Origin of the sequence: Mycobacterium sp., from assembly GCF_046091765.1 — a bacterium.
GTDB lineage: Bacteria > Actinomycetota > Actinomycetes > Mycobacteriales > Mycobacteriaceae > Mycobacterium.
Window position 1 is genome coordinate 21147 of sequence record NZ_JBJTCF010000071.1, and the last position, 18114, is coordinate 39260.

The 18114-nt window shown below is 70.4% G+C and carries 21 protein-coding genes; 12 read left to right on the plus strand and 9 right to left on the minus strand.

The features are described 5' to 3' along the window. Positions 1 to 63: 63 nt before the first annotated feature. Positions 64 to 471: a cold-shock protein gene (locus ACKOB8_RS07400; RefSeq protein WP_526376608.1), complete on the plus strand. Its 408-nt coding sequence runs from the start codon at positions 64 to 66 to the stop codon at positions 469 to 471. Between the two features lie 70 nt (positions 472 to 541). Here ACKOB8_RS07400 and ACKOB8_RS07405 read toward each other — a convergent pair whose 3' ends face one another. The 3 genes from ACKOB8_RS07405 to ACKOB8_RS07415 all read right to left on the minus strand — a co-directional run bounded on the left by ACKOB8_RS07405 (position 542) and on the right by ACKOB8_RS07415 (position 3619). Further along, positions 542 to 1396 (minus strand): endonuclease domain-containing protein, encoded by an 855-nt coding sequence (locus ACKOB8_RS07405; protein WP_526376569.1) that lies wholly within the window; start codon positions 1394 to 1396, stop codon positions 542 to 544. Positions 1397 to 1496: 100 nt separating this feature from the next. Further along, on the minus strand, positions 1497 to 2000 hold the full coding sequence (locus ACKOB8_RS07410) for a DUF2771 family protein (protein ID WP_526376570.1): 504 nt from the start codon (positions 1998 to 2000) through the stop codon (positions 1497 to 1499). After that, positions 1997 to 3619: an MFS transporter gene (locus tag ACKOB8_RS07415; protein ID WP_526376609.1), complete on the minus strand. Its 1623-nt coding sequence runs from the start codon at positions 3617 to 3619 to the stop codon at positions 1997 to 1999. The genes ACKOB8_RS07410 and ACKOB8_RS07415 overlap by 4 nt, the downstream gene beginning before the upstream one ends. A 102-nt stretch (positions 3620 to 3721) precedes the next feature. Between ACKOB8_RS07415 and ACKOB8_RS07420 the strand changes: the two genes are divergently transcribed. Beyond that, the gene (locus ACKOB8_RS07420) at positions 3722 to 4480 is read left to right on the plus strand and encodes a DUF3027 domain-containing protein (RefSeq protein WP_526376571.1); all 759 of its coding nucleotides are present in this window, start codon (positions 3722 to 3724) and stop codon (positions 4478 to 4480) included. Here the strand turns inward: ACKOB8_RS07420 and ACKOB8_RS07425 are convergent. Both ACKOB8_RS07425 and ACKOB8_RS07430 read right to left on the minus strand, forming a co-directional pair. Next, positions 4477 to 4932: an SRPBCC family protein gene (locus ACKOB8_RS07425; RefSeq protein WP_526376572.1), complete on the minus strand. Its 456-nt coding sequence runs from the start codon at positions 4930 to 4932 to the stop codon at positions 4477 to 4479. The genes ACKOB8_RS07420 and ACKOB8_RS07425 overlap by 4 nt on opposite strands. Positions 4933 to 4946: 14 nt before the next feature. Then, complete coding sequence (locus ACKOB8_RS07430; protein ID WP_526376573.1) at positions 4947 to 5213, minus strand: DUF2530 domain-containing protein; 267 nt, start codon at positions 5211 to 5213, stop codon at positions 4947 to 4949. A 44-nt stretch (positions 5214 to 5257) separates the two neighbouring features. On the opposite strand from ACKOB8_RS07430, the gene ACKOB8_RS07435 reads away from it, so the two are divergent. After that, positions 5258 to 6103: a TrmH family RNA methyltransferase gene (locus ACKOB8_RS07435; protein ID WP_526376574.1), complete on the plus strand. Its 846-nt coding sequence runs from the start codon at positions 5258 to 5260 to the stop codon at positions 6101 to 6103. Continuing rightward, on the plus strand, positions 6091 to 6381 hold the full coding sequence (locus ACKOB8_RS07440) for a DUF2537 domain-containing protein (protein ID WP_526376575.1): 291 nt from the start codon (positions 6091 to 6093) through the stop codon (positions 6379 to 6381). Before ACKOB8_RS07435 ends, ACKOB8_RS07440 begins: the two co-directional genes overlap by 13 nt. A 25-nt stretch (positions 6382 to 6406) precedes the next feature. On the opposite strand, the gene sepH is transcribed toward ACKOB8_RS07440, so the two are convergent. Beyond that, entirely contained in the window at positions 6407 to 7189 is a 783-nt protein-coding gene (gene sepH / locus ACKOB8_RS07445) for a septation protein SepH (RefSeq protein ID WP_526376576.1), read from the minus strand. Positions 7190 to 7257: 68 nt separating this feature from the next. Beyond that, positions 7258 to 8382, minus strand: coding sequence for a phosphoserine transaminase (serC, locus tag ACKOB8_RS07450; RefSeq protein ID WP_526376577.1), 1125 nt, complete (start codon positions 8380 to 8382; stop codon positions 7258 to 7260). Positions 8383 to 8549: 167 nt separating this feature from the next. Here serC and ACKOB8_RS07455 point away from each other — a divergent pair, with 167 nt between their 5' ends. The 5 genes from ACKOB8_RS07455 to ACKOB8_RS07475 all read left to right on the plus strand — a co-directional run bounded on the left by ACKOB8_RS07455 (position 8550) and on the right by ACKOB8_RS07475 (position 13999). Then, positions 8550 to 9566, plus strand: a complete 1017-nt coding sequence (locus tag ACKOB8_RS07455; protein ID WP_526376578.1) for a diiron oxygenase — start codon at positions 8550 to 8552, stop codon at positions 9564 to 9566. A gap of 6 nt (positions 9567 to 9572) precedes the next feature. Then, positions 9573 to 11234 (plus strand): FAD-dependent oxidoreductase, encoded by a 1662-nt coding sequence (locus ACKOB8_RS07460; RefSeq protein ID WP_526376579.1) that lies wholly within the window; start codon positions 9573 to 9575, stop codon positions 11232 to 11234. Positions 11235 to 11271: 37 nt separating this feature from the next. After that, on the plus strand, positions 11272 to 11913 hold the full coding sequence (pdxH, locus tag ACKOB8_RS07465) for a pyridoxamine 5'-phosphate oxidase (RefSeq protein ID WP_526376610.1): 642 nt from the start codon (positions 11272 to 11274) through the stop codon (positions 11911 to 11913). 38 nt (positions 11914 to 11951) lie between these two features. After that, positions 11952 to 12626: a TetR family transcriptional regulator gene (locus ACKOB8_RS07470; RefSeq protein WP_526376580.1), complete on the plus strand. Its 675-nt coding sequence runs from the start codon at positions 11952 to 11954 to the stop codon at positions 12624 to 12626. A gap of 80 nt (positions 12627 to 12706) precedes the next feature. Next, positions 12707 to 13999 carry a citrate synthase gene (locus ACKOB8_RS07475; RefSeq protein ID WP_526376581.1) on the plus strand — a complete coding sequence of 431 codons (1293 nt, stop codon included), beginning with the start codon at positions 12707 to 12709 and terminating at the stop codon, positions 13997 to 13999. On the opposite strand, the gene ACKOB8_RS07480 is transcribed toward ACKOB8_RS07475, so the two are convergent. Then, the gene (locus ACKOB8_RS07480) at positions 13996 to 15564 is read right to left on the minus strand and encodes a phytoene desaturase family protein (RefSeq protein WP_526376582.1); all 1569 of its coding nucleotides are present in this window, start codon (positions 15562 to 15564) and stop codon (positions 13996 to 13998) included. The genes ACKOB8_RS07475 and ACKOB8_RS07480 overlap by 4 nt on opposite strands. 98 nt (positions 15565 to 15662) lie before the next feature. On the opposite strand from ACKOB8_RS07480, the gene arfA reads away from it, so the two are divergent. Genes arfA through arfC form a run of 3 tightly spaced genes read left to right on the plus strand, consistent with a single transcriptional unit; the run spans position 15663 to position 17406 of the window. Further along, positions 15663 to 16619, plus strand: coding sequence for a channel-forming protein ArfA/OmpATb (gene arfA / locus ACKOB8_RS07485; protein ID WP_526376583.1), 957 nt, complete (start codon positions 15663 to 15665; stop codon positions 16617 to 16619). Positions 16620 to 16639: 20 nt separating this feature from the next. Further along, positions 16640 to 16792, plus strand: coding sequence for a channel accessory protein ArfB (gene arfB / locus ACKOB8_RS07490; RefSeq protein WP_526376584.1), 153 nt, complete (start codon positions 16640 to 16642; stop codon positions 16790 to 16792). After that, positions 16792 to 17406: a channel accessory protein ArfC, sunset domain variant gene (gene arfC / locus ACKOB8_RS07495; protein ID WP_526376585.1), complete on the plus strand. Its 615-nt coding sequence runs from the start codon at positions 16792 to 16794 to the stop codon at positions 17404 to 17406. Before arfB ends, arfC begins: the two co-directional genes overlap by 1 nt. Before the next feature lie 4 nt (positions 17407 to 17410). On the opposite strand, the gene prrA is transcribed toward arfC, so the two are convergent. Beyond that, on the minus strand, positions 17411 to 18112 hold the full coding sequence (gene prrA, locus ACKOB8_RS07500) for a two-component system response regulator PrrA (protein WP_526376586.1): 702 nt from the start codon (positions 18110 to 18112) through the stop codon (positions 17411 to 17413). Between the last annotated feature and the right edge of the window lie 2 nt (positions 18113 to 18114).

The following is an 18114-nucleotide window of genomic DNA, read 5'->3' on the forward strand; positions in this document are numbered from 1 at the left end:
TGAGTAGGATCGCCGTCGTCATAGTGGATGACCCAGTAGACGACCGACAAGCGGGTGAGACCAGTGCCAACCGGCAAGGTGAAGTGGTACGACGCCGAGAAGGGCTTCGGCTTCCTGTCCCAGGAGGAGGGGGAGGACGTCTACGTCCGCGCCTCGGCGCTGCCCGACGGGGTGGAGGATCTCAAGGCCGGCCAGCGCGTCGAGTTCGGCGTGGCCACCGGGCGCCGCGGCCCGCAGGCGCTCAGCCTCAAGCTCATCGACCCGCCGCCGACGCTGTCGCGCCCGCGTCGCGAGCCCGCCGGCGAGCACAAGCACACCCCTGACGAGTTGCACGGCATGGTCGAGGACATGATCACCCTCCTGGAGGGCGCGGTGCAGCCCGAACTGCGGCGCGGGCGTTACCCGGACAAGAAGGTCTCCCGGCGGGTGTCGGAGGTGGTGCGGGCGGTCGCCCGCGAGCTCGATTCCTGAGGGCCCCTGGCGGCGAGCGTCGAGTTGGTGACGCCGATTCGCTGGATTTCCGCCACTAACTCGACGTTCGTCAGACGTGCGCGCCGGCTGCCCGCAGGGCGGCGCGAACCCGCGCGATCACGACGCCGGGCCGGTTGCGCAGGAGGTGCGCGCTCACCCGCACGACCCGCCAACCCAGCGCCTCGAGTTCGGCCAGGCGGTCGATGTCGCGGGTGCGCTGGGCCGGATCCGTCCAGTGCTGGGCGCCGTCGAACTCCACCGCGACCAGCCACTGGTCCCATCCCATGTCCAGGCGTGCCACGAAGCGCTGCCCGTCGAACACCTTGATCTGGGTCCTCGGCGGGGGCAGGCCGCAACCCCGCACCAGCAGACGCGTGCGGGTCTCGTAGGGCGATTCCGAGCCGGCGTCCATCAGCCGCACCGCGCGCCGCAGCGTCACGATGCCGCGGGTGCCGGGATGGCGAGCGATCACGGCCTCGATGTCGCAGGCCCGAACGGCGGTAGCCCTGGCCAGGGCGTCAAGGTGAATGACTGCCGCCGTGAGGCTCCCGCGTCGCCCGATGTCGTATGCGGTGCGGGCCGCCGTGGTGGCCGGAATTCCGCCGAGCAGCACTTTCTCGTCCGGCGTCAGCGCGTCGCTGTGCAGCAGGATGCCCGCGGTCTTGTCCCGGCCACGGCGGTTGAGTTCGGCGGGTGCCCGCTCGTCGATCCACTTCATCCCGTGCAGCGCCGCCGCAGACAGGCCGGCGACCGTCGCCTGCCGCCCCGACCACAGCCATGCGGCAACTGCGCGGGTAACCGGCGTCAGCGGCTGGCCGCTACTGATGTAGACGTTTCGATGCAGCGCCTCGAACCGGGTCCGCAGCTGATGGCGCGTCACGGCCCGGGCGGTGAGGGCTTCGCTGGCCAGGAACGGGGTATCCACGCCGACACCGTGACCGCGCCGACCGACACGATCGGGTGCCGGGCGCCCAGCGTCGACTTGTTGTGCACAGATCGCGGATTTTTCCGCAACAACTCGACGCTCAGCCGACGAACACCAGCTGCACCGACCATTCGGCGTGCGGGACGTCGAACACCTCGCCGCGTTCGTCCTGGACCAGGGTCAGCAGCTGCACGGCGATGCCGGCAAGCCGGCCGCGCTGGGGGTCGACGGTGGGAATCGTCACCGCCAGGGCGGTATCGGGCCGGTAGGCCGTAGTGGTGGAGTTGGTTTCGTCCTCGTAGACCTTCAGCAGCCGCCAGGGCGCGTCGGCGATGGCCGAGGGCACCGAGAGCTGCACCGGGTGGCTTCCGTCGACCCTCAGCACGCCGCGCTCCCCGGGGTTCTCGCAGTCGCGCAGGTCGACGACGTTGCAGTACACGTAGGGCCCAACCCGAACCGCCGTGCCGCGCGAGTAGACGCTGATCTGCGGCAGGTGATCCCCGCCGCCGCGGGTCAGAAGCCAGGCGCCGACGCCCGCCCCGGCCGAGGCCAGGACCACCGCCGCGGTCGCCGTCCAGGTGATCCAGGTCGCCGTGCGCCTCACCGGCGCGGCACCGCGGAGCGGCTCTCCGGTTCGGCCAGTACGGGCCGGTTGCCGCCGAAGCCGGGGATCAGTGAACCCCCGCGGAAGCTGACCACCGTCTGGGCCAGCCCGAGGATCAGCAGTGCGCTGACCGCGGTGAACCCCACCCACAGTTCGGTGTAGACCAGCACGCCCAGCGCCCCGCCGAGCACCCAGCACAGCTGCAGTGCCGACTCTGAGCGGCCGAACGCCGAGGCCCGCGACTGCTCGGGCAGATCGTCCTGCAGTAGGGCGTCCAGCGAGGCCTTCGCGATCGCGCTCGCGGCCGAGGTGATCAGCGCCGCCACGGCCAGGACCACGAGGCTGCCGGTCACCGCCGTCACCAGGGCCGCGACGGTGACCGCGACCGCGGCGCGGACGACGAGCACCGCCGGCCGGCCCAGCTCCAGCTTCGCGGCGGCGTAGTTGCCGCCGAAGTTGCCGATCCCGGCGGCGGCCCCGACCATCCCGAGCATGCCCAGTTGCACCCACCCGCTGGCGTCGTGGGACTTGGCGACGAACGCGGGGTAGAGGAACAGGAACCCGACCATCACCTTGATGGTGCAGTTGCCCCACAGCGCGGTGATGATGTTGCGGCCCAGGGGCTGTCGGGGGGAGCGCGGTGGTCCGCGGCCGGTGTCCTGCGGCTCGGTCTCGCCGTCCAGCCAGTCCCAGGCGCCCGCGCGCCGGCCGTGATAGGTCAGGGTGGCCGGGACCTCACCCTCGGTGACCTCCACCCAGCGCGGGATTCGCATCGTCAGCGATGCTCCGGCCAGCGTGACGAACACGACGATGAACAGCGCGCCGGGCAGTTCGAAGAGCGTGGTGGAGACGTACTCCACCCCGGCGGTAATGCCGCCGCCGATGACCGTCCCGCCGATCAGCCCGAACGTGGTCAGCCGTGAGTTGACCCGCACCAGGTCGATCGTCGGCGGCATCACCCGGGGGGTGACCGCGCTGCGCAGCACCGAGAAGGACTTGGACAGCACCATCATTCCCAGCGCGCAGGGGTAGAGCACCCAGGACGGAAAGCTGCCGGTCGCTCCGTCGTAGTTCATGATCAGCACCACGGCCAGCACGGTGCGCAACAGGAACGACATCGCCAGCGCCGCGCGCCGGCCGTGCTGCAGCCGGTCCAGCGCCGGTCCGATCAGCGGGGCGACCACCGCGAAGGGCGCGATCGTGATCAGCAGGTAGAGCGCGACGCGCCCCTTGCTCTCGCCGGTGGCCGCGGCGAAGAACAAGGTGTTGGCCAGCGCCACGGCCATCGCCGAGTCCACGGCGAAGTTGGCGACCACCGGCCAGGTCAGGGCGGTCAGGCCGGACTTGTCCGCACCGTCGGCGGTGGCGGCGCGCTGCACCATCGAGTACATCCGCGAACCCATCTCGCGGCTGCGCATGGCCGCGGCCTGGGTGAGTCTGACCCGTTCGGCCTCCTCGCCGTGATCGGTGAACGAGGGCTCGCCACGCCCGCGGTCGGGGTCCAGCGGCGGCAGGTAGCGATTCGAGCTGGGCGCGCCGCCGCGGTGGCCGGTGTCGTCGCTGGGGTAGTTCGCCAGGCCCGGATGATCGCCGGGTACCGATCCGGCTCCCGGGGGCATCCGCCGCTTCGACACGGTGTCGATTCTCCCCCATTCGCCAGGACTAAGCGGTGCACCGGGCCGGTGTGGTCGCGCGGGTGCTGCGTGGGGCAGGATGGGGCGATGCACACCGGGGTTGACGAGTCGGTTGGCGCCGTCCTGCGCGGCGCGGCGGAGCTGGCCCGCGGGGCCGTTATCGAGTCCAGCGGCGACACCGTCGGCGACTACCTCGGCGTCGAAATCGACGACCCGGCCGCCGCGACCCACCGGTTCGAGGCCGTGCTGCCCGGCTACCGCGGCTGGCAGTGGGCGGTGGTGGTCGCGGCCTGTCCCGGGGCCGAGCGCGCCACCGTCAGCGAGGTCGTCCTGCTGCCCGGCCCGACCGCGCTGCTGGCCCCGTCGTGGGTGCCGTGGGAGGAGCGGGTCAAACCCGGTGACCTGGGTCCCGGCGACCTGCTGGCGCCCGCTGCTGATGACCCGCGGCTGGTGCCGGGCTTCGTGGCGACCGGCGACCCGCTCATCGACGACACCGCGGTGCAGATCGGTCTGGGCCGCCGCCAGGTGCTCAGCGCCTTCGGGCGCGACGACGCCGCGCAGCGCTGGCACGACGGCGACTTCGGTCCGGGCTCGGCGATGTCAGGCGCGACCAAGCGGGTCTGCCGGGATTGCGGGTTCATGGTTCCGCTCGCCGGCGCCCTCGGGCTGATGTTCGGGGTGTGCTGCAACGAGATGTCTGCCGACGGCCGCGTTGTCGACTTCGCCTACGGCTGCGGCGCGCACTCCGACACCCCGCCGCCGCCCGCGGGTCAGGGATCGCCGGCGTTCGAGCCCTACGACGACGGCGTGCTTGAGGTGGTCGACAACGAGCCCGCGGGGGATTAGCGGGCTTCGGCGGCGGCCTTGATCCGGGCCAGCGAGAGGTTCATCCCCTCCTCGAGTTCCTGCTCGAAGGAGGGCACCCCGCCCAGCACCGTGTTGGTCACCGTGGTCGAGAGCGCGGTGATCCCGTCGGGGGCATGCCGGCTCTCCGTGAGCCGGGTGCCGGTGGCCGTCGGTTCGAGTTCGTAACTCCACACCGTCTTGTTGATGTCGACCCGGAACGCCAGCTTGCGCTCCGGGATGACCTCGGTGATCGTCGAGGTGGTCGGCCAGAACAACAGGTTGCGCCGGTTGAGGTTGACGGTGCGGGTGCCCGGACGCAGCGGCCCGAGCGGTCTCATCACCCGGCACTGCGGACTCCACTGCCGCATCAGCCGTAAGTCCGAAACCAGACCCCAGACCTTGCTCACCGGCGCGTCGATGTCGATGTGCGCCTGAATCAATGGTTTTGCCATGCGGTGTCCTCCGATCAGTCGATGTCCAGTCCAGTTTGCGCCCCCCGCGTCCCGCGGCGGGCGGCCGCGCGCTGCCAGAGGTAGATCGATGTGCCCAGCACCCCCACGCCCAGCCCGGCCAGGGTGACCGGCCGCCAGGTGTGCAACCCGGGAACCGAGAACGCCGCCACGGCGGCCAGCAGCCACAGCAGCGCGCCGACCGCGATCACCGGACGCGGGTTGAGCAGTGCGGCGGGCAGCTGCGGTGCCTCGGGTTGGGGCGGCGGATCGGGGACGGCCATCGGGCACAACGGTAATTGATCGCGGCGTGCCGTAGTTTGGCGCCGTGACAGACGTCATCGACATCACCGACCCCGCCGACGCGCGAGTCGACGATTTCCGCGACCTCAACAGCGTCGACCGCCGCCCCGACCTGCCGACCGGGAAGGGTCTGGTGATCGCCGAGGGTGTCCTGGTGGTCCAGCGGATGCTGGCGTCGCGGTTCGTGCCGCACGCCTTCCTCGGCACCGAGCGGCGGCTGACCGAACTCGGCCCGGATCTGGTTAGGGCGGGCGCCCCGTTCTTCCGGGCCTCGGCGGAGGTGATGGCCGAGGTGGTGGGCTTCCATCTCAATCGCGGTGTGCTCGCGGCCGCCCGCCGGCCGCCCGAGCCGACCCCCGTCGAGATCCTCGACGGGGCGCGCACGATAGCGGTACTGGAGGGCGTGAACGACCACGAGAATCTCGGCTCCCTTTTCCGCAACGCCGCCGGGCTCGGCGTGGACGCGGTGCTCTTCGGGGCGGGCTGTGCCGACCCGCTCTACCGCAGAGCCGTGCGGGTCTCGATGGGACACGCGTTGCGATTGCCCTACGCCCATGTCACCCGGTGGCCACAGGATCTTGAAGTGTTGCGCGACAACGGGTTTCGTCTGCTGGCGATGACACCTGATCGGCAGGCCCGGGTACTGGGTGACGTACTCGTCGATCTCGCGGATTACCGGGTGGCGATACTGGTCGGTGCGGAGGGGCCGGGCCTGACCGCGGCCGCAATGCGGGCCGCCGATGTTCGGGTCCGCATCCCGATGTCGGGCGGCACCGACTCGCTCAACGTCGCCACCGCGGCCGGGCTGGCGTTCTATGAAAGGCTTCGGTGCGGATTCGGGTCGGCAGGGGCGGACGTATGGATGAGCTGAGTCAGCGCGAACCCACCCCGTGGGGGACCGGGTTGACGGTCGCGGGATTCGTGGCCGCGGTCACCGCCGTCGCGGTCACGGTCCTGGGCATCGGCGTCAACCGGGTGAACCCGCTGCTGACGGTCGGACTGAATCTGGTGGCCGTCGGCGGGTTGGCACCCACGCTGTGGACTTGGCGGCGCGTCCCGGTGCGCCGGTGGTTCGTGCTGGGGCTGGCGGTCGGGGTGGCGCTCGGATGGATTCTGCTGCTGGCGGTGACCCTCAGATCAACCCGATAGCGCCGAGGCGCACCAGCGGTGCGGCTCAGCGCTCGCCGCTGGTGCGGATTCCGAGCAGAACGTCCTCCCAGGCCGGAACGACGGGCTTGCCGTTGCCGCGTTTGGCGGGGACCGGGTGCGGCGTCGGCGCCGGGTCGGCGACCTCGGCGGCGGGGGCCTGCGGTGCGGACTGCGGTTCGGCGAACTCCAGCTGCGCCACCACCGCGACCGGGCGAAGCGGACGTTCGAACTCCGGGTCGATCAGCTCGCTGGCGGCTTCGTCGACGGCGGTGACCGTCCCGCCGTGCGCGCCCGGGGTGAACCGGAAGTGCGCGACGTTCTCCGACCTTCCGGTCTGCCACTCCATCCGGACGGTCCAGCGTCCGTCGTCGCCACGCCAGGCATCCCAGGTGGTGGCGTCAGCGCTCTGGCCCCGGGCGCCCAGGGCCGCGGTGATGGTCTCCAGCAAAGTCTCCACCGCGGGCCCGTCGGCGAGCACCGGGTGGGCGGCGGTGGCCAGTTCGGCCGCGCGCTGGCGTTCCAGCAGCACGGGACTGGCGAAGCGCTCGACCTTGGAAATGTCCATCCCGGACGCCTCGGAGACTTCCTCGACGGATGCACCGGCTCGGATGCGGGCCTGAATGTCGCGGGGACGCAGCACGGCTCTGACTTCCTCTCGGGGGGTCTGGCCCAGGCGCGTCCGGTCGCCGCGGATCGCGGCGCGCAGCCGGTCGTCCACCCGGACCAGGAATTTGTCGGCCGGGTCGCCACCTTCGCAGATGATGTTCGCGCCGTCGACATCGAGCCCGATGAGCGTGAGTTCGCGCATGCCGACCTCCTTCGGTCGGACTCTAACCCAGCCTGATCTCGGATAACGAAAAGGACACGCCCGTGGGATCAGAGCCGTTCGACGACCCAATCCACGCACCGGGTCAGTGCGGTGACGTCGTCGGGGTCGATCGCGGGGAACATGGCAACCCGCAACTGGTTGCGGCCGAGTTTGCGGTACGGCTCGGTGTCGACGATGCCGTTGGCCCGCAGCACCTTGGCGACGGCGGCCGCGTCGACGTCGTCGGCGAAGTCGATGGTGCCCACCACCTGGGAGCGCAGCGCGGGATCGGCCACGAACGGGGTCGCGAACGCGGCGGCCTCGGCCCAGGCGTAGAGCCGTCCGGAGGAGTCCGCGGTGCGCTTGACCGCCCAGTCCAGGCCGCCGTTGGCCAGCATCCAGTCGATCTGCTCGGCCATCAGAGCCAGGGTGGCGATGGCGGGGGTGTTGTAGGTCTGGTTCTTGAGGCTGTTGTCCACCGCGATCGGCAGCGACAGGAAGTCGGGCACCCAGCGCCCGGCAGCGTCGATCTTCTCGATCCGGGCCAGGGCGGCCGGGGAGAGGATGGCCAGCCACAGGCCGCCGTCGCTGGCGAAGTTCTTCTGCGGTGCGAAGTAGTAGGCGTCGCAGTCGGCGAGGTCGACCGGGAGCCCGCCGGCACCGGAGGTGGCGTCGATGAGGACCAGCGCGTCACCGGACCCCTGCGGGCGGCGCACCCCGACCGCGACGCCGGTGGAGGTCTCGTTGTGCGCCCAGGCGATGGCGTCCGCCGAGGGGTCCGACCGCGGATCAGGAGCGCTGCCCGGGTCGGCCTTGATGACGATCGGATCGCCGACGAAGGGGTTGGCGGCCACCGCGGCGGCGAACTTCGCACTGAACTCCCCGTAGGTCAGGTGCAGCGATGTGGAGTCGATCAGGCCGAAGGCGGCAGCGTCCCAGAAGGCCGTCGCGCCGCCGTTGCCCAGCACGACCTGGTAGCCGTCCGGGGCGCGGAAGAGCTCGGCGAGGCCCTCGCGCACCCGGCCCACCAGGTTCTTGACCGGAGCCTGCCGGTGCGAGGTGCCGAACAGGCCGGCGGCAGTGGTGGTCAGCGCGGCCAGCTGTTCGGGCCGCACCTTCGACGGTCCGCAACCGAAACGGCCGTCGGCGGGCTTGAGGTCGGCGGGGATCGTCAACTCAGTCGGATCAGGCATGCCCACAGCGTAGGAGCCGCGGGCCCGGACGGTGAAATCGCGTGCTCAGCAAATCACCGGGCCGGACGGGGCGGGGCCGGACCGTTACCCGCCGGGCATGGACAGCGCGGCACACGCTCCGGTATCGTTTGGACAAAGGACGCCCATTTGTAAAGAAGGGGTTCGACATGGCGAGGACGCGGCTGATCCGGCGCTGGCGGCGCAACATGGAGGTCCGTGACGACGACGCGTACGTGGGGTTGCTGACCACCCTGTCGGAGGGTTCGGTCCGGCGGAATTTCAATCCCTACCTCGACATCGACTGGGAGTCCCCGGAGATGGCCGTGAACCCCGGCGACGAGCGCTGGATCCTTCCCGAGTCGGACCCCCTGGGCCGCCACCCCTGGTACCGGGCGCAGCCGGTGGAGCAGCGCATCGAGATCGGGCGCTGGCGGCAGGCCAACGTGGCCAAGGTCGGACTGCAATTCGAGTCGATGCTCATCCGCGGACTGCTGAATTACGCGTTCTGGGTGCCCAACGGTTCGCCGGAATACCGGTACTGCCTGCACGAGTCGGTCGAGGAGTGCAACCACACCCTGATGTTTCAGGAGATGGTCAACCGCATCGGGGCCGACGTTCCGGGCCTGCCGCGACTGCTGCGCTGGCTCTCCCCGCTGGTCCCGCTGTTCGCCGGGCCGCTGCCGGTGCCGTTCTTCTTCGGAGTGCTCGCCGGCGAGGAACCGATCGACCACACCCAGAAGGACATGCTGCGCGAGGGCCGCTCGTTGCATCCGATCATGGCCAACGTGATCGCCATCCACGTCGCCGAGGAGGCCCGTCACATCTCCTTCGCCCACGAGTACCTACGTAAGCGGTTGCCCCACTTGAGCTCTCGGCAGCGGTTCTGGCTCTCGCTGCACGTTCCGGTCATGATGAGGGTGTTGTGCCAGGCCATCATCGTGCCGCCGCGCAGTTTCTTCCGCCGGTATGCGATCCCGGCCGCGGTCCGCAGAGAGTTGTTCTTCGGCTCGCCGGAATCGCGCCGGATGCTGCAGGACATGTTCGCCGACGTTCGCATGCTCTGCTATGACACCGGGCTGATGAGTACGCCGGCGAAGCTGATGTGGCGGGTCTGCAAGATCGACGGACCACCCAGTCGGTTCCGCAGCCAGCCGCAACGCCGCCACGTGGACAGCGTCGCCTAAACCGCCATGCCGCACGTGATCACGCGGTCCTGCTGCGGTGATGGTTCGTGTGTGTACGCCTGCCCGGTGAACTGCATTCATCCCAGTCCTGACGAGCCGGGGTTCGCGACCGCGGAGATGCTGCACATCGATCCCGCCGCATGCGTGGACTGCGCGGCGTGCGTATCGGCCTGTCCGGTGGGAGCGATCGTCGCCGACAACGCGCTGCTGCCCGAGCAGCGCGCCTTCGCCGCGGTGAACGCCGCGTTCTATCCCGAGCGTGCGCCGGGTTCGCGCCTGCCGCCCGCCACCACGCTGGCCGCGGTGCCGCCCGCCCCCCGGGTGCGCCGCAGCAAGGCTCCGCTGACGGTGGCGGTCGTGGGATCGGGCCCGGCCGGGATGTACGCCGCCGACGAGCTGCTGACCCAGCGCGGGGTGCGGGTCAACGTCTTCGACCGGCTGCCCACCCCCTACGGCCTGGTGCGCGGCGGCGTCGCCCCGGACCACCAGGACACCCGGGGCATCACCCGGCTGTTCGACCGGATCAGCCGGACCCGGGGGTTCCGGTTCTACCTCAACGTCGAGGTGGGCCGGCACGTGTCGCACGATGAGCTGTTGGCCCACCACCACGCCGTGCTCTACGCCGCGGGCGCGTCGCGGGGTCGCCCCCTGGAGATCCCCGGCAGCGCGCTGCCGGGCTGTGCGACCGCGATGCAGGCCGTCGCCTGGATCAACGGCCATCCCGACCTCACCGACGTCCCCGTCGCCCTCGACCACGAGCGGGTGGTGGTCGTCGGCAACGGCAACGTCGCCCTCGACGTCGCCCGCCTGCTCACGGCCGATCCGGAAGCGCTTGCGCGCACCGACATCTCGACTACCGCGCTGGATGTGCTGGGTGGATCCGCGGTGCGCGAAGTCGTGGTCGCGGCCCGGCGGGGTCCCGCGCAGTCGGCCTTCACCCTGCCCCAGCTGATCGGGCTGACCGCCACCGCCGACGTCGTGATCGGGGCAGAGGACCGCGCCTCGGCCGTCGATGAACTGACCCGGGCGCCCGATCGGCACACCGCGATGAAGCTGGAGATCCTCGCGGCGTTGCCCGCCGCGGAGGACCTTTCCGCGGCCGGCGCCACCCGGGCGCGCGTGCGGCTCGCCTATCACCTGACTCCGCGGCGGATCCTCGGCGACGAGCGGGTGCGGGCAGTGGAGTTCCAGCGCGCCGGTGACGGCCGGGTGTGCGTGCTGCAGACCGGACTGGTGCTGGCGGCTGTCGGCCAGCGCGCCGGTGAGCTGCCCGGGTTGCCGTTCGACGCCGCGGCCGCGGTGGTGCCCAACCGGGACGGGCGCGTCATCGACCCGGCCACCGGACGGCCGGTGGCCGGGGTCTACGTCGCGGGCTGGATCAAGCGGGGTCCGAGCGGGTTCATCGGCACCAATAAGTCGTGCGCGATGCAGACTGTGAACGCTCTGGTCGACGACTTCAACACCGGGGTCCTGCGCGATCCGGTGTCTGCGCCCGCCGCGTGGGACGGCCTGGTGCGCTCGCGCCAGCCCGATCTCGTCGACGACGAGGGCTGGCGGGCCGTCGACGCCGCCGAACGCGCCCGCGGTCAGGCGCTGGGCCGCCCGCGGGTGAAGTTCGCCTCGCGTCGGGACTTGCTCGCCGTCGCCGGCCGCCGCGGCGTAGGTTGAGAGCGTGACTGCACGTGATCCCCATCGCCTGGCGGCGATGCGGGTGGAGTACGGCTCGGTGGAGAAGGACGGCAGCACCGACCTCGACACCGACTGGCTGGCCGAGGGCTGGGTTGCGTTGCTGCACAGCTGGATCGACGACGCGGCCGCGGCCGGGATCGCCGAGCCCAACGCGATGGTGCTGGCCACCGTCCACTCCGGCAACCCGGTCACCCGGACGGTGCTGTGCAAAAGCGTCGATGCCCAGGGTGTGACGTTCTACACCAACTACGACTCCGCCAAGGGCGCCGATCTCGCGCAGACCCCGTACGCCTCGGTCACCTTCCCGTGGTACGCGCTGGGGCGTCAGGCGCACGTTCGCGGCCCGGTCGCGAAGGTCAGCGCCGAGGAGACCGCGCAGTACTGGGCACGCCGGCCGCGGGGGTCCCAGCTGGGCGCCTGGGCGTCGGCTCAGTCGCATCCGATCGGTTCCCGAGCCGAGCTGATCGAAAAACTGGAGGAGGTTACCCAGCGATTCGCCGCGCACGAGCAGATCCCCGTTCCGCCGCACTGGGGCGGGTACCGCATCACCCCGCAGATCATCGAGTTCTGGCAGGGCAGGGAGAACCGGATTCACAACCGCATCCGGGTCACCCCGGACCCGGCCGGTCAGGATCACATCGAGCGACTGCAGCCTTGAGGTTGCCCAGCGAAGCGCCGCGTCTACGATCTGACGTCGTGCGCCCGGCGACTTCACAGACAACCTCGGGGCTGCGCGAACGCAAGAAGCAGCGGACGCGCGCCACGATCGTCGACGTCGCGGCCCGGTTGTGCGGCGAGCGAGGTTTCGAGCAGACCACCGTCGAGCAGATCGCCGAGGCGGCCGACATCTCCCCGCGCACCTTCAGCCGCTACTTCCCCAACAAGGAAGCGGTGATCGGGGCGCTGATCGAGGAGACCTCCCAGAACGTCGCCGACGCCCTGGCCCGCCAGCCGCACGACATCACCGAGCACGAGGCCCTGGTGCGCGCCCACGTCGAGGTGTTCCGGGCCGCCGAACGGGGCGCGCCCGGGGCGATGGCCTTCGACCGGGTGCGGGGTTTCCTGCAGATCGTCAACAGCTCACCCATGCTGTCCCTGGCGGCGTTCACGTTCCGTCCGGACGGGCCGACCCGGGCGGTGATCGAGGCGATGGCGCGCCGGATGGGGGTCTCGGTGCACCACCCGGCGGTGCGGATCCTGTTCGACACCTGGGCGGTGCTAATGGCCTCCGCCTGCGGCACGCCGGGCGCCGAAGCCAGCGATCCGGGCACGGTCAGCGACCGCATCGAAGCCGCCTACGAGGTCTTCACCCGCCTGTGGCACCCCTGGCACCTGCCCGCCCGGACCCCGCTAGGCGGGTCGGGGCAGTAGCGACTACGGTCGAACCGTGCGCGCAGAAGCGTGACCGGAGTGCGGGGCCAGCGGCCTCGCACGCTCGAGAAGGGGCAGATGTGGCCGAGAACGACGACACCGCGACTCTCCGCTATCCGGGCGGGGAGATCGACCTGGAGATCGTCCACGCGACCGAGGGTTCCGACGGGATCGCCCTGGGCCCGCTGCTGGCCAAGACCGGCTACACCACCTTCGACGCCGGTTTCGTCAACACCGCGTCCACGAAGAGCGCGATCACCTACATCGACGGCGACGCCGGCATCCTGCGCTACCGCGGCTATCCGATCGAGCAGCTCGCCGAGAAGTCGAACTTCCTGGAGGTCAGTTACCTCCTGATCTACGGCGAGCTGCCGACCGCCGATGAGCTGGCGACGTTCACCACCAAGATCGAGCGGCACACCCTGCTGCACGAGGACCTCAAGCGGTTCTTCGACGGATTCCCCCGCAACGCCCACCCCATGCCGGTGGTCTCCAGCGCGGTCAACGCGCTCAGCGCCTACTACCAGGACTCGCTGGATCCGCTCGACCACGACCAGGTCGAGTTGTCCACGATCCGGCTGCTGGCCAAGCTGCCGACGATCGCCGCCTACGCCTACAAGAAGTCCGTCGGCCAGCCGTTCCTCTACCCCGACAACCCGCAGACCCTGGTGGAGAACTTCCTGCGCATGACCTTCGGCTTCCCCGCCGAGCCCTACAAGCCGGACCCCGAGATCATCCGGGCCCTGGACCTGCTGCTGATCCTGCACGCCGACCACGAACAGAACTGCTCGACCTCGACGGTGCGGCTGGTCGGCTCCTCGCAGGCGAACCTGTTCACCTCGATCTCCGGTGGGATCAACGCGCTGTGGGGCCCGCTGCACGGCGGGGCCAACCAGTCGGTGCTGGAGATGCTGGAGAGCATCCGAAGCGCCGACGGCGACGTTCACGATTTCGTGCGTAAGGTCAAGAACCGCGAGGACGGCGTGAAGCTGATGGGCTTCGGCCATCGCGTCTACAAGAACTACGACCCCCGCGCGCGCATCGTCAAGGAGCAGGCCGACAAGATCCTGGGCAAGCTCGGCGGCGACGACGAACTGCTCGACATCGCCAAGACCCTCGAAGAGGTCGCGCTGACCGACGATTACTTCGTCGAGCGCAAGCTCTACCCCAACGTCGACTTCTACACCGGGGTGATCTATCGCGCGATGGGATTCCCGACGCGGATGTTCACCGTGCTGTTCGCGCTGGGCCGGCTTCCCGGCTGGATCGCGCACTGGCGGGAAATGCACACCGAGCCCAACAAGATCGGCCGCCCGCGCCAGATCTACACCGGCTACGGTGAGCGCGACTTCGTGTCCATCGACACCCGCTAGCCCCGGCCCGCGAGGCTGGCCAGGACGGCCATCGCGGCGCTGTGCCCGCCGATGCCCGACACCCCGCCGCCGCGGCGGGATGCGGAGCCGCACACCAGGATCCGCTCGTGTCCGGTGGCCACACCCCACCGCTGCGCCGGTGTCGCCAGCGGTTCGTCGTCCTCGGCGAAGGGCCACTGCAGCCCGCCGTGAAAGATGTTGCCCGCCGTCAGGCCCAGGGCGTGCTCGAGGTCGACGGTGGTCTTGGTCTCGATGCAGGGCCTGCCGTGGGCGTCGGACATCACCACGTCCCCGATCGGCTCGTCCAGCACGCTGTCCAGCGACGCCAGCACGGCCGCTGTCAGCCGGTCGCGCACCTGCTCGGGTGGCCCGCCCTGCAGCGCGTGCGGCACCTGCAGGGCGAAGACGGTCAGCGTCGCCGCGCCCGCCTCGCGCAATTCGGGCGACAGGATGCTGGGATCGGTCAGCGAGTGGCAGTAGATCTCGCACGGCAGCGGATCGGGAAGCGCGCCGTCCGCGGCAGCGCAGTAGGCCGCGTCCAGTTGCGACCAGGTCTCGTTGACGTGGAAGGTGCCACCGAAGGCCTGCTCGGGTGTCACAGCGGGGTCGCGTAGCCGGGGGAGCCGTCGCACCATCAGGTTGACCTTCACCTGGCAGCCGTCGCTGGCCGGCGGCGCCGGCTCGCCCAGCAACCCGGCCAGCACGGTCGGGGTGACCCCGGCGAGCACGAACCGGGCCCGGATCAGCCGTTCGTCGTCCCCGCAGCGGTAGCGCACCTCGCCGTCCGGGGTCAGGCCGACCACCTGCGCTCCGGTGCGGATCTGGGCACCGTGGGCCCGGGCCGCCGCCGCCAAGGCGGCGGTGACCGCGCCCATGCCGCCGACCGGGAGGTCCCACCGGCCGTCTCCGCCGCCGAGCACGTGATAGAGCAGGCACACGTTCTGCTGCAGCGACGCCTCGTCGAGTCGGGCGAAGGTGCCGATCAGCGCGTCGGTGGCGATGACCCCGCGGACCAGGTCGGAGGCCACCGCCGCGGTGATCGCGTGGCCGACCGGGTTCTCGATCAGCGCATCCCAGCCCGCGGCCGCGCCCCGCGCCCCGCCGGCCAGCACGTGCCGGCGGGCGTCGGTCCGGGTGCGCAGCGGCTCCAGCAGGGTCGGCCACAGCGGTTCGGTGACCGCGCGGCACCGCCGGTAGAAGTCGGCGAAGCCCGGGGCGTCGCCGGCCGCACCGACCTCGGCGAACGTGGCCTGCGGCCCGATCAGCAGTCCGCGCCGTGCGCCCGCGGCGGGGTCGGGGGTGTAGGACGCGTAGCGCCGCGGGGCCAGGCGCACCGCGGCCCCGAGATCGTCGAGAATCCGGCGCGGCAGCAGGCTCACCAGATAGGAGTACCGGGACAGCCGGGCGTCCACGCCGTCGAAGGCGTGCGCGGAGACCGCGGCGCCGCCGACCTCCTCGAGGCACTCGAGCAGCTGCACCGTCAGCCCGGCCCGGGCCAGGTAGCCGGCCGCCACCAGTCCGTTGTGCCCGCCACCGATCACCACCGCGTCGATCTGAGCGCTCATCGTCTTGCAGTCTGCCAAACCAGAAAAAAAATGCTGGGGCTGTCATAGGTTGCACCCGACCGCGCAAATGACGCCCCGGGGGCAGGAGGAGGGAACCGATGACGGGTTCCGGCGACGCCGAGGTGAGCGCCACGGCGACCCAGTGGCGGACCGAATCGCGCTTTTACCGGCGTTCGCCGGGCTGGGGTTGGCTGCTGGGTCTGTTGCTGATCCCGCTGCTGTTCGGCTGGCTGGGTTGGGGAGCCCTCAAGCCGAAGGTGGACCTGGGCGTTCCGAGCATCAACGCCACAGCGCCCGACATGCCCAGCGTCACGCTGCCGTCGCTGAACTTCTCCCCGTTGTCGATCCTGCGGTCCCCGAACGGCTTCACCCTCTCCGGGATCCTGCCGGACGTCTCCGTGCGGGACTCCCTGCTGGCCGCGCTGAAGTCCGCACTGGGTCCGGGGGTCACCCTGATCGACAAGATCGACATCGCAGCCGGTGCGGTCGCACCCGACTTCGGCGGACTCGCTGCGCTGCTCAAGGCCGCCGCCGACATCCCGGACTTCCGTTTCACCGTCGAGGGCGGCACCCTGACCCTGACCGGAACCGCTCCGTCGGAGGAGGTCAAAGCCGGCGTCGAGGCCGCGGCCAAGGCCGGCTGGCCGGATCTTCAGGTGATCAACAACATCACGATCGTCGGGGCGGCGCCCTCGTGCGACAACCTGCAGGCGACCATCGACGCCGACCTCGCCGCCCCGGTCAAGTTCGAGACCGGCAGCGACCGGCTGACCGCCGACGGACAACAGCAACTCGCGGTGGTCGTCCCATCGGTGAAGGCCTGCACGGGCGTCAAGCTGCTGGTGATCGGACATACCGACAACACCGGAACCGATGCGATCAACAAACCGCTCAGCGAGAACCGGGCCAAGACGGTGGCCGCCTACCTGGTGTCGCAGGGCATCCCGGCCGATTCGGTCACCAGCGAGGGTGTCGGTGCTTCCGAGCCGATTGCCAGCAACGACACCGAGGCCGGGCGGGCTCAGAACCGGCGCACCGAGATCAAGGTCAACTAGGTCGACGAGGGAGCATCGAGATGGGGTTTTGGGGACAGTGGTTGTGGTACCTGCTGGCCTTTCTGGCCGGCTCGGCGGTGGCCTGGGTGATCACCGTGGTGACCGTCCACCGGACCAGTCGGGAAGAGGCGATCGCCGACCTTCCCGGCTCGCGTGAGATCGGAGCCCGGTGATGAAAGATGTGAACTGGTGGCTGATGACGCTGGCCTTCCTGCTGGGCCTACTGCTCACCTTCGCCATGATGATCCGCCGCGTCACCCGGGAAGTACCGGTCACAGCCACGGTCTCGGCGACCCTGGCCGGTGCGGCCGGGACGCTCGAGAGCGTTCTGGAGAAGGAGCCGTACGGTCCCGGCTCGGTACGACTGGTCGCCGCCGCGACGGAACCCGGTTTCACGATCAAGGGCAACGAGGACTCGATGCTCTATCACACGACCGACAGTCCCTGGTACAAGCAGACCATCGCCGAGGTCTGGTTCGCCGACGAGGATTCGGCAACCCGGGCCGGCTTCACCCGCTGGGATGCCGGCAGGGGCGGCAAGGGTGCTGCGGCCTTGGTCGCCTCGATCGAGGAGGTGCCGGCCGGCCCGTACGGCAGGGGCTCGGCCGCACCGGGTGCTGACGGCGCCGGCCCCGCAGGCTGGCCGATCAAGGGCAACGTCGACTCGATGCTCTACCACCCGCCGGACAGCCCCGCCTACACCGAGACGATCGCCGAGGTGTGGTTCTTCGACGAGGAGACCGCGAAGGCCGCCGGTTTCGACAAGTGGGACAAGAACTTCCGCTGAGCCGTTACTGGGTGCGCATCACGAAGCCGACACCGCGCACGGTGTGCAGCAGCCGCGGTGCGCCGCCGGCCTCGAGCTTGCGGCGCAGGTAGCCGATGAAGACGTCGACCACGTTGGTGTCGGCGGCGAAGTCGTAGCCCCACACCAGTTCCAGCAACTGCGCGCGGCTGAGCACCGCCGTCTTGTGCTCGGCCAGCACGGCGAGCAGGTCGAACTCGCGCTTGGTCAGGTCGACGTCGACACCGTTGACCCGGGCCCGGCGGCCGGGGATGTCGACCTCCAGCGGCCCCACCTGGATGGTCTCCGAGGAGAACGTCGCCACCGATCCGCGCCGGCGCAGCAGGGCCTTGACCCTCGCCACCAGCTCGGCCAGCACGAAAGGCTTGACCAGGTAGTCGTCGGCGCCCGCTTCCAGGCCGGCCACCCGGTCATCGACCGAACTGCGCGCGGAGAGCACACACACCGGCACGTCGTTGTCCATCGCCCGCAGGGCGGTGACCACGCTCACCCCGTCGAGCACCGGCATGTTGATGTCCAGGACGATCGCGTCCGGGCGGGTCTCGGTGGCACTGCGCAGGGCCTCGGCGCCATCGGAGGCGGTGGCCACCTCGAATCCGGAAAGCCGCAGGCCCCGCTCCAGCGACGCCAGGACGTCGGGGTCGTCGTCGACGACCAGAACGCGCGGGGAGGCCGATCCGCTGTCCATGA

What these genes read in the sequence shown, in the direction of transcription:
- arfB (WP_526376584.1), top strand. Translation starts at nt 16,640, where the DNA reads ATGGGGTTTTGGGGACAGTGGTTGTGGTACCTGCTGGCCTTTCTGGCC.
- ACKOB8_RS07420 (WP_526376571.1), top strand. Translation starts at nt 3,722, where the DNA reads ATGCACACCGGGGTTGACGAGTCGGTTGGCGCCGTCCTGCGCGGCGCG.
- sepH (WP_526376576.1), bottom strand. Translation starts at nt 7,189, where the DNA reads ATGCGCGAACTCACGCTCATCGGGCTCGATGTCGACGGCGCGAACATC.
- pdxH (WP_526376610.1), top strand. Translation starts at nt 11,272, where the DNA reads ATGCGGGTGGAGTACGGCTCGGTGGAGAAGGACGGCAGCACCGACCTC.
- ACKOB8_RS07480 (WP_526376582.1), bottom strand. Translation starts at nt 15,564, where the DNA reads ATGAGCGCTCAGATCGACGCGGTGGTGATCGGTGGCGGGCACAACGGA.
- ACKOB8_RS07415 (WP_526376609.1), bottom strand. Translation starts at nt 3,619, where the DNA reads ATGCCCCCGGGAGCCGGATCGGTACCCGGCGATCATCCGGGCCTGGCG.
- ACKOB8_RS07460 (WP_526376579.1), top strand. Translation starts at nt 9,573, where the DNA reads ATGCCGCACGTGATCACGCGGTCCTGCTGCGGTGATGGTTCGTGTGTG.
- arfA (WP_526376583.1), top strand. Translation starts at nt 15,663, where the DNA reads ATGACGGGTTCCGGCGACGCCGAGGTGAGCGCCACGGCGACCCAGTGG.
- ACKOB8_RS07430 (WP_526376573.1), bottom strand. Translation starts at nt 5,213, where the DNA reads ATGGCCGTCCCCGATCCGCCGCCCCAACCCGAGGCACCGCAGCTGCCC.
- prrA (WP_526376586.1), bottom strand. Translation starts at nt 18,112, where the DNA reads ATGGACAGCGGATCGGCCTCCCCGCGCGTTCTGGTCGTCGACGACGAC.
- ACKOB8_RS07425 (WP_526376572.1), bottom strand. Translation starts at nt 4,932, where the DNA reads ATGGCAAAACCATTGATTCAGGCGCACATCGACATCGACGCGCCGGTG.
- ACKOB8_RS07440 (WP_526376575.1), top strand. Translation starts at nt 6,091, where the DNA reads ATGGATGAGCTGAGTCAGCGCGAACCCACCCCGTGGGGGACCGGGTTG.
- serC (WP_526376577.1), bottom strand. Translation starts at nt 8,382, where the DNA reads ATGCCTGATCCGACTGAGTTGACGATCCCCGCCGACCTCAAGCCCGCC.
- ACKOB8_RS07455 (WP_526376578.1), top strand. Translation starts at nt 8,550, where the DNA reads ATGGCGAGGACGCGGCTGATCCGGCGCTGGCGGCGCAACATGGAGGTC.
- arfC (WP_526376585.1), top strand. Translation starts at nt 16,792, where the DNA reads ATGAAAGATGTGAACTGGTGGCTGATGACGCTGGCCTTCCTGCTGGGC.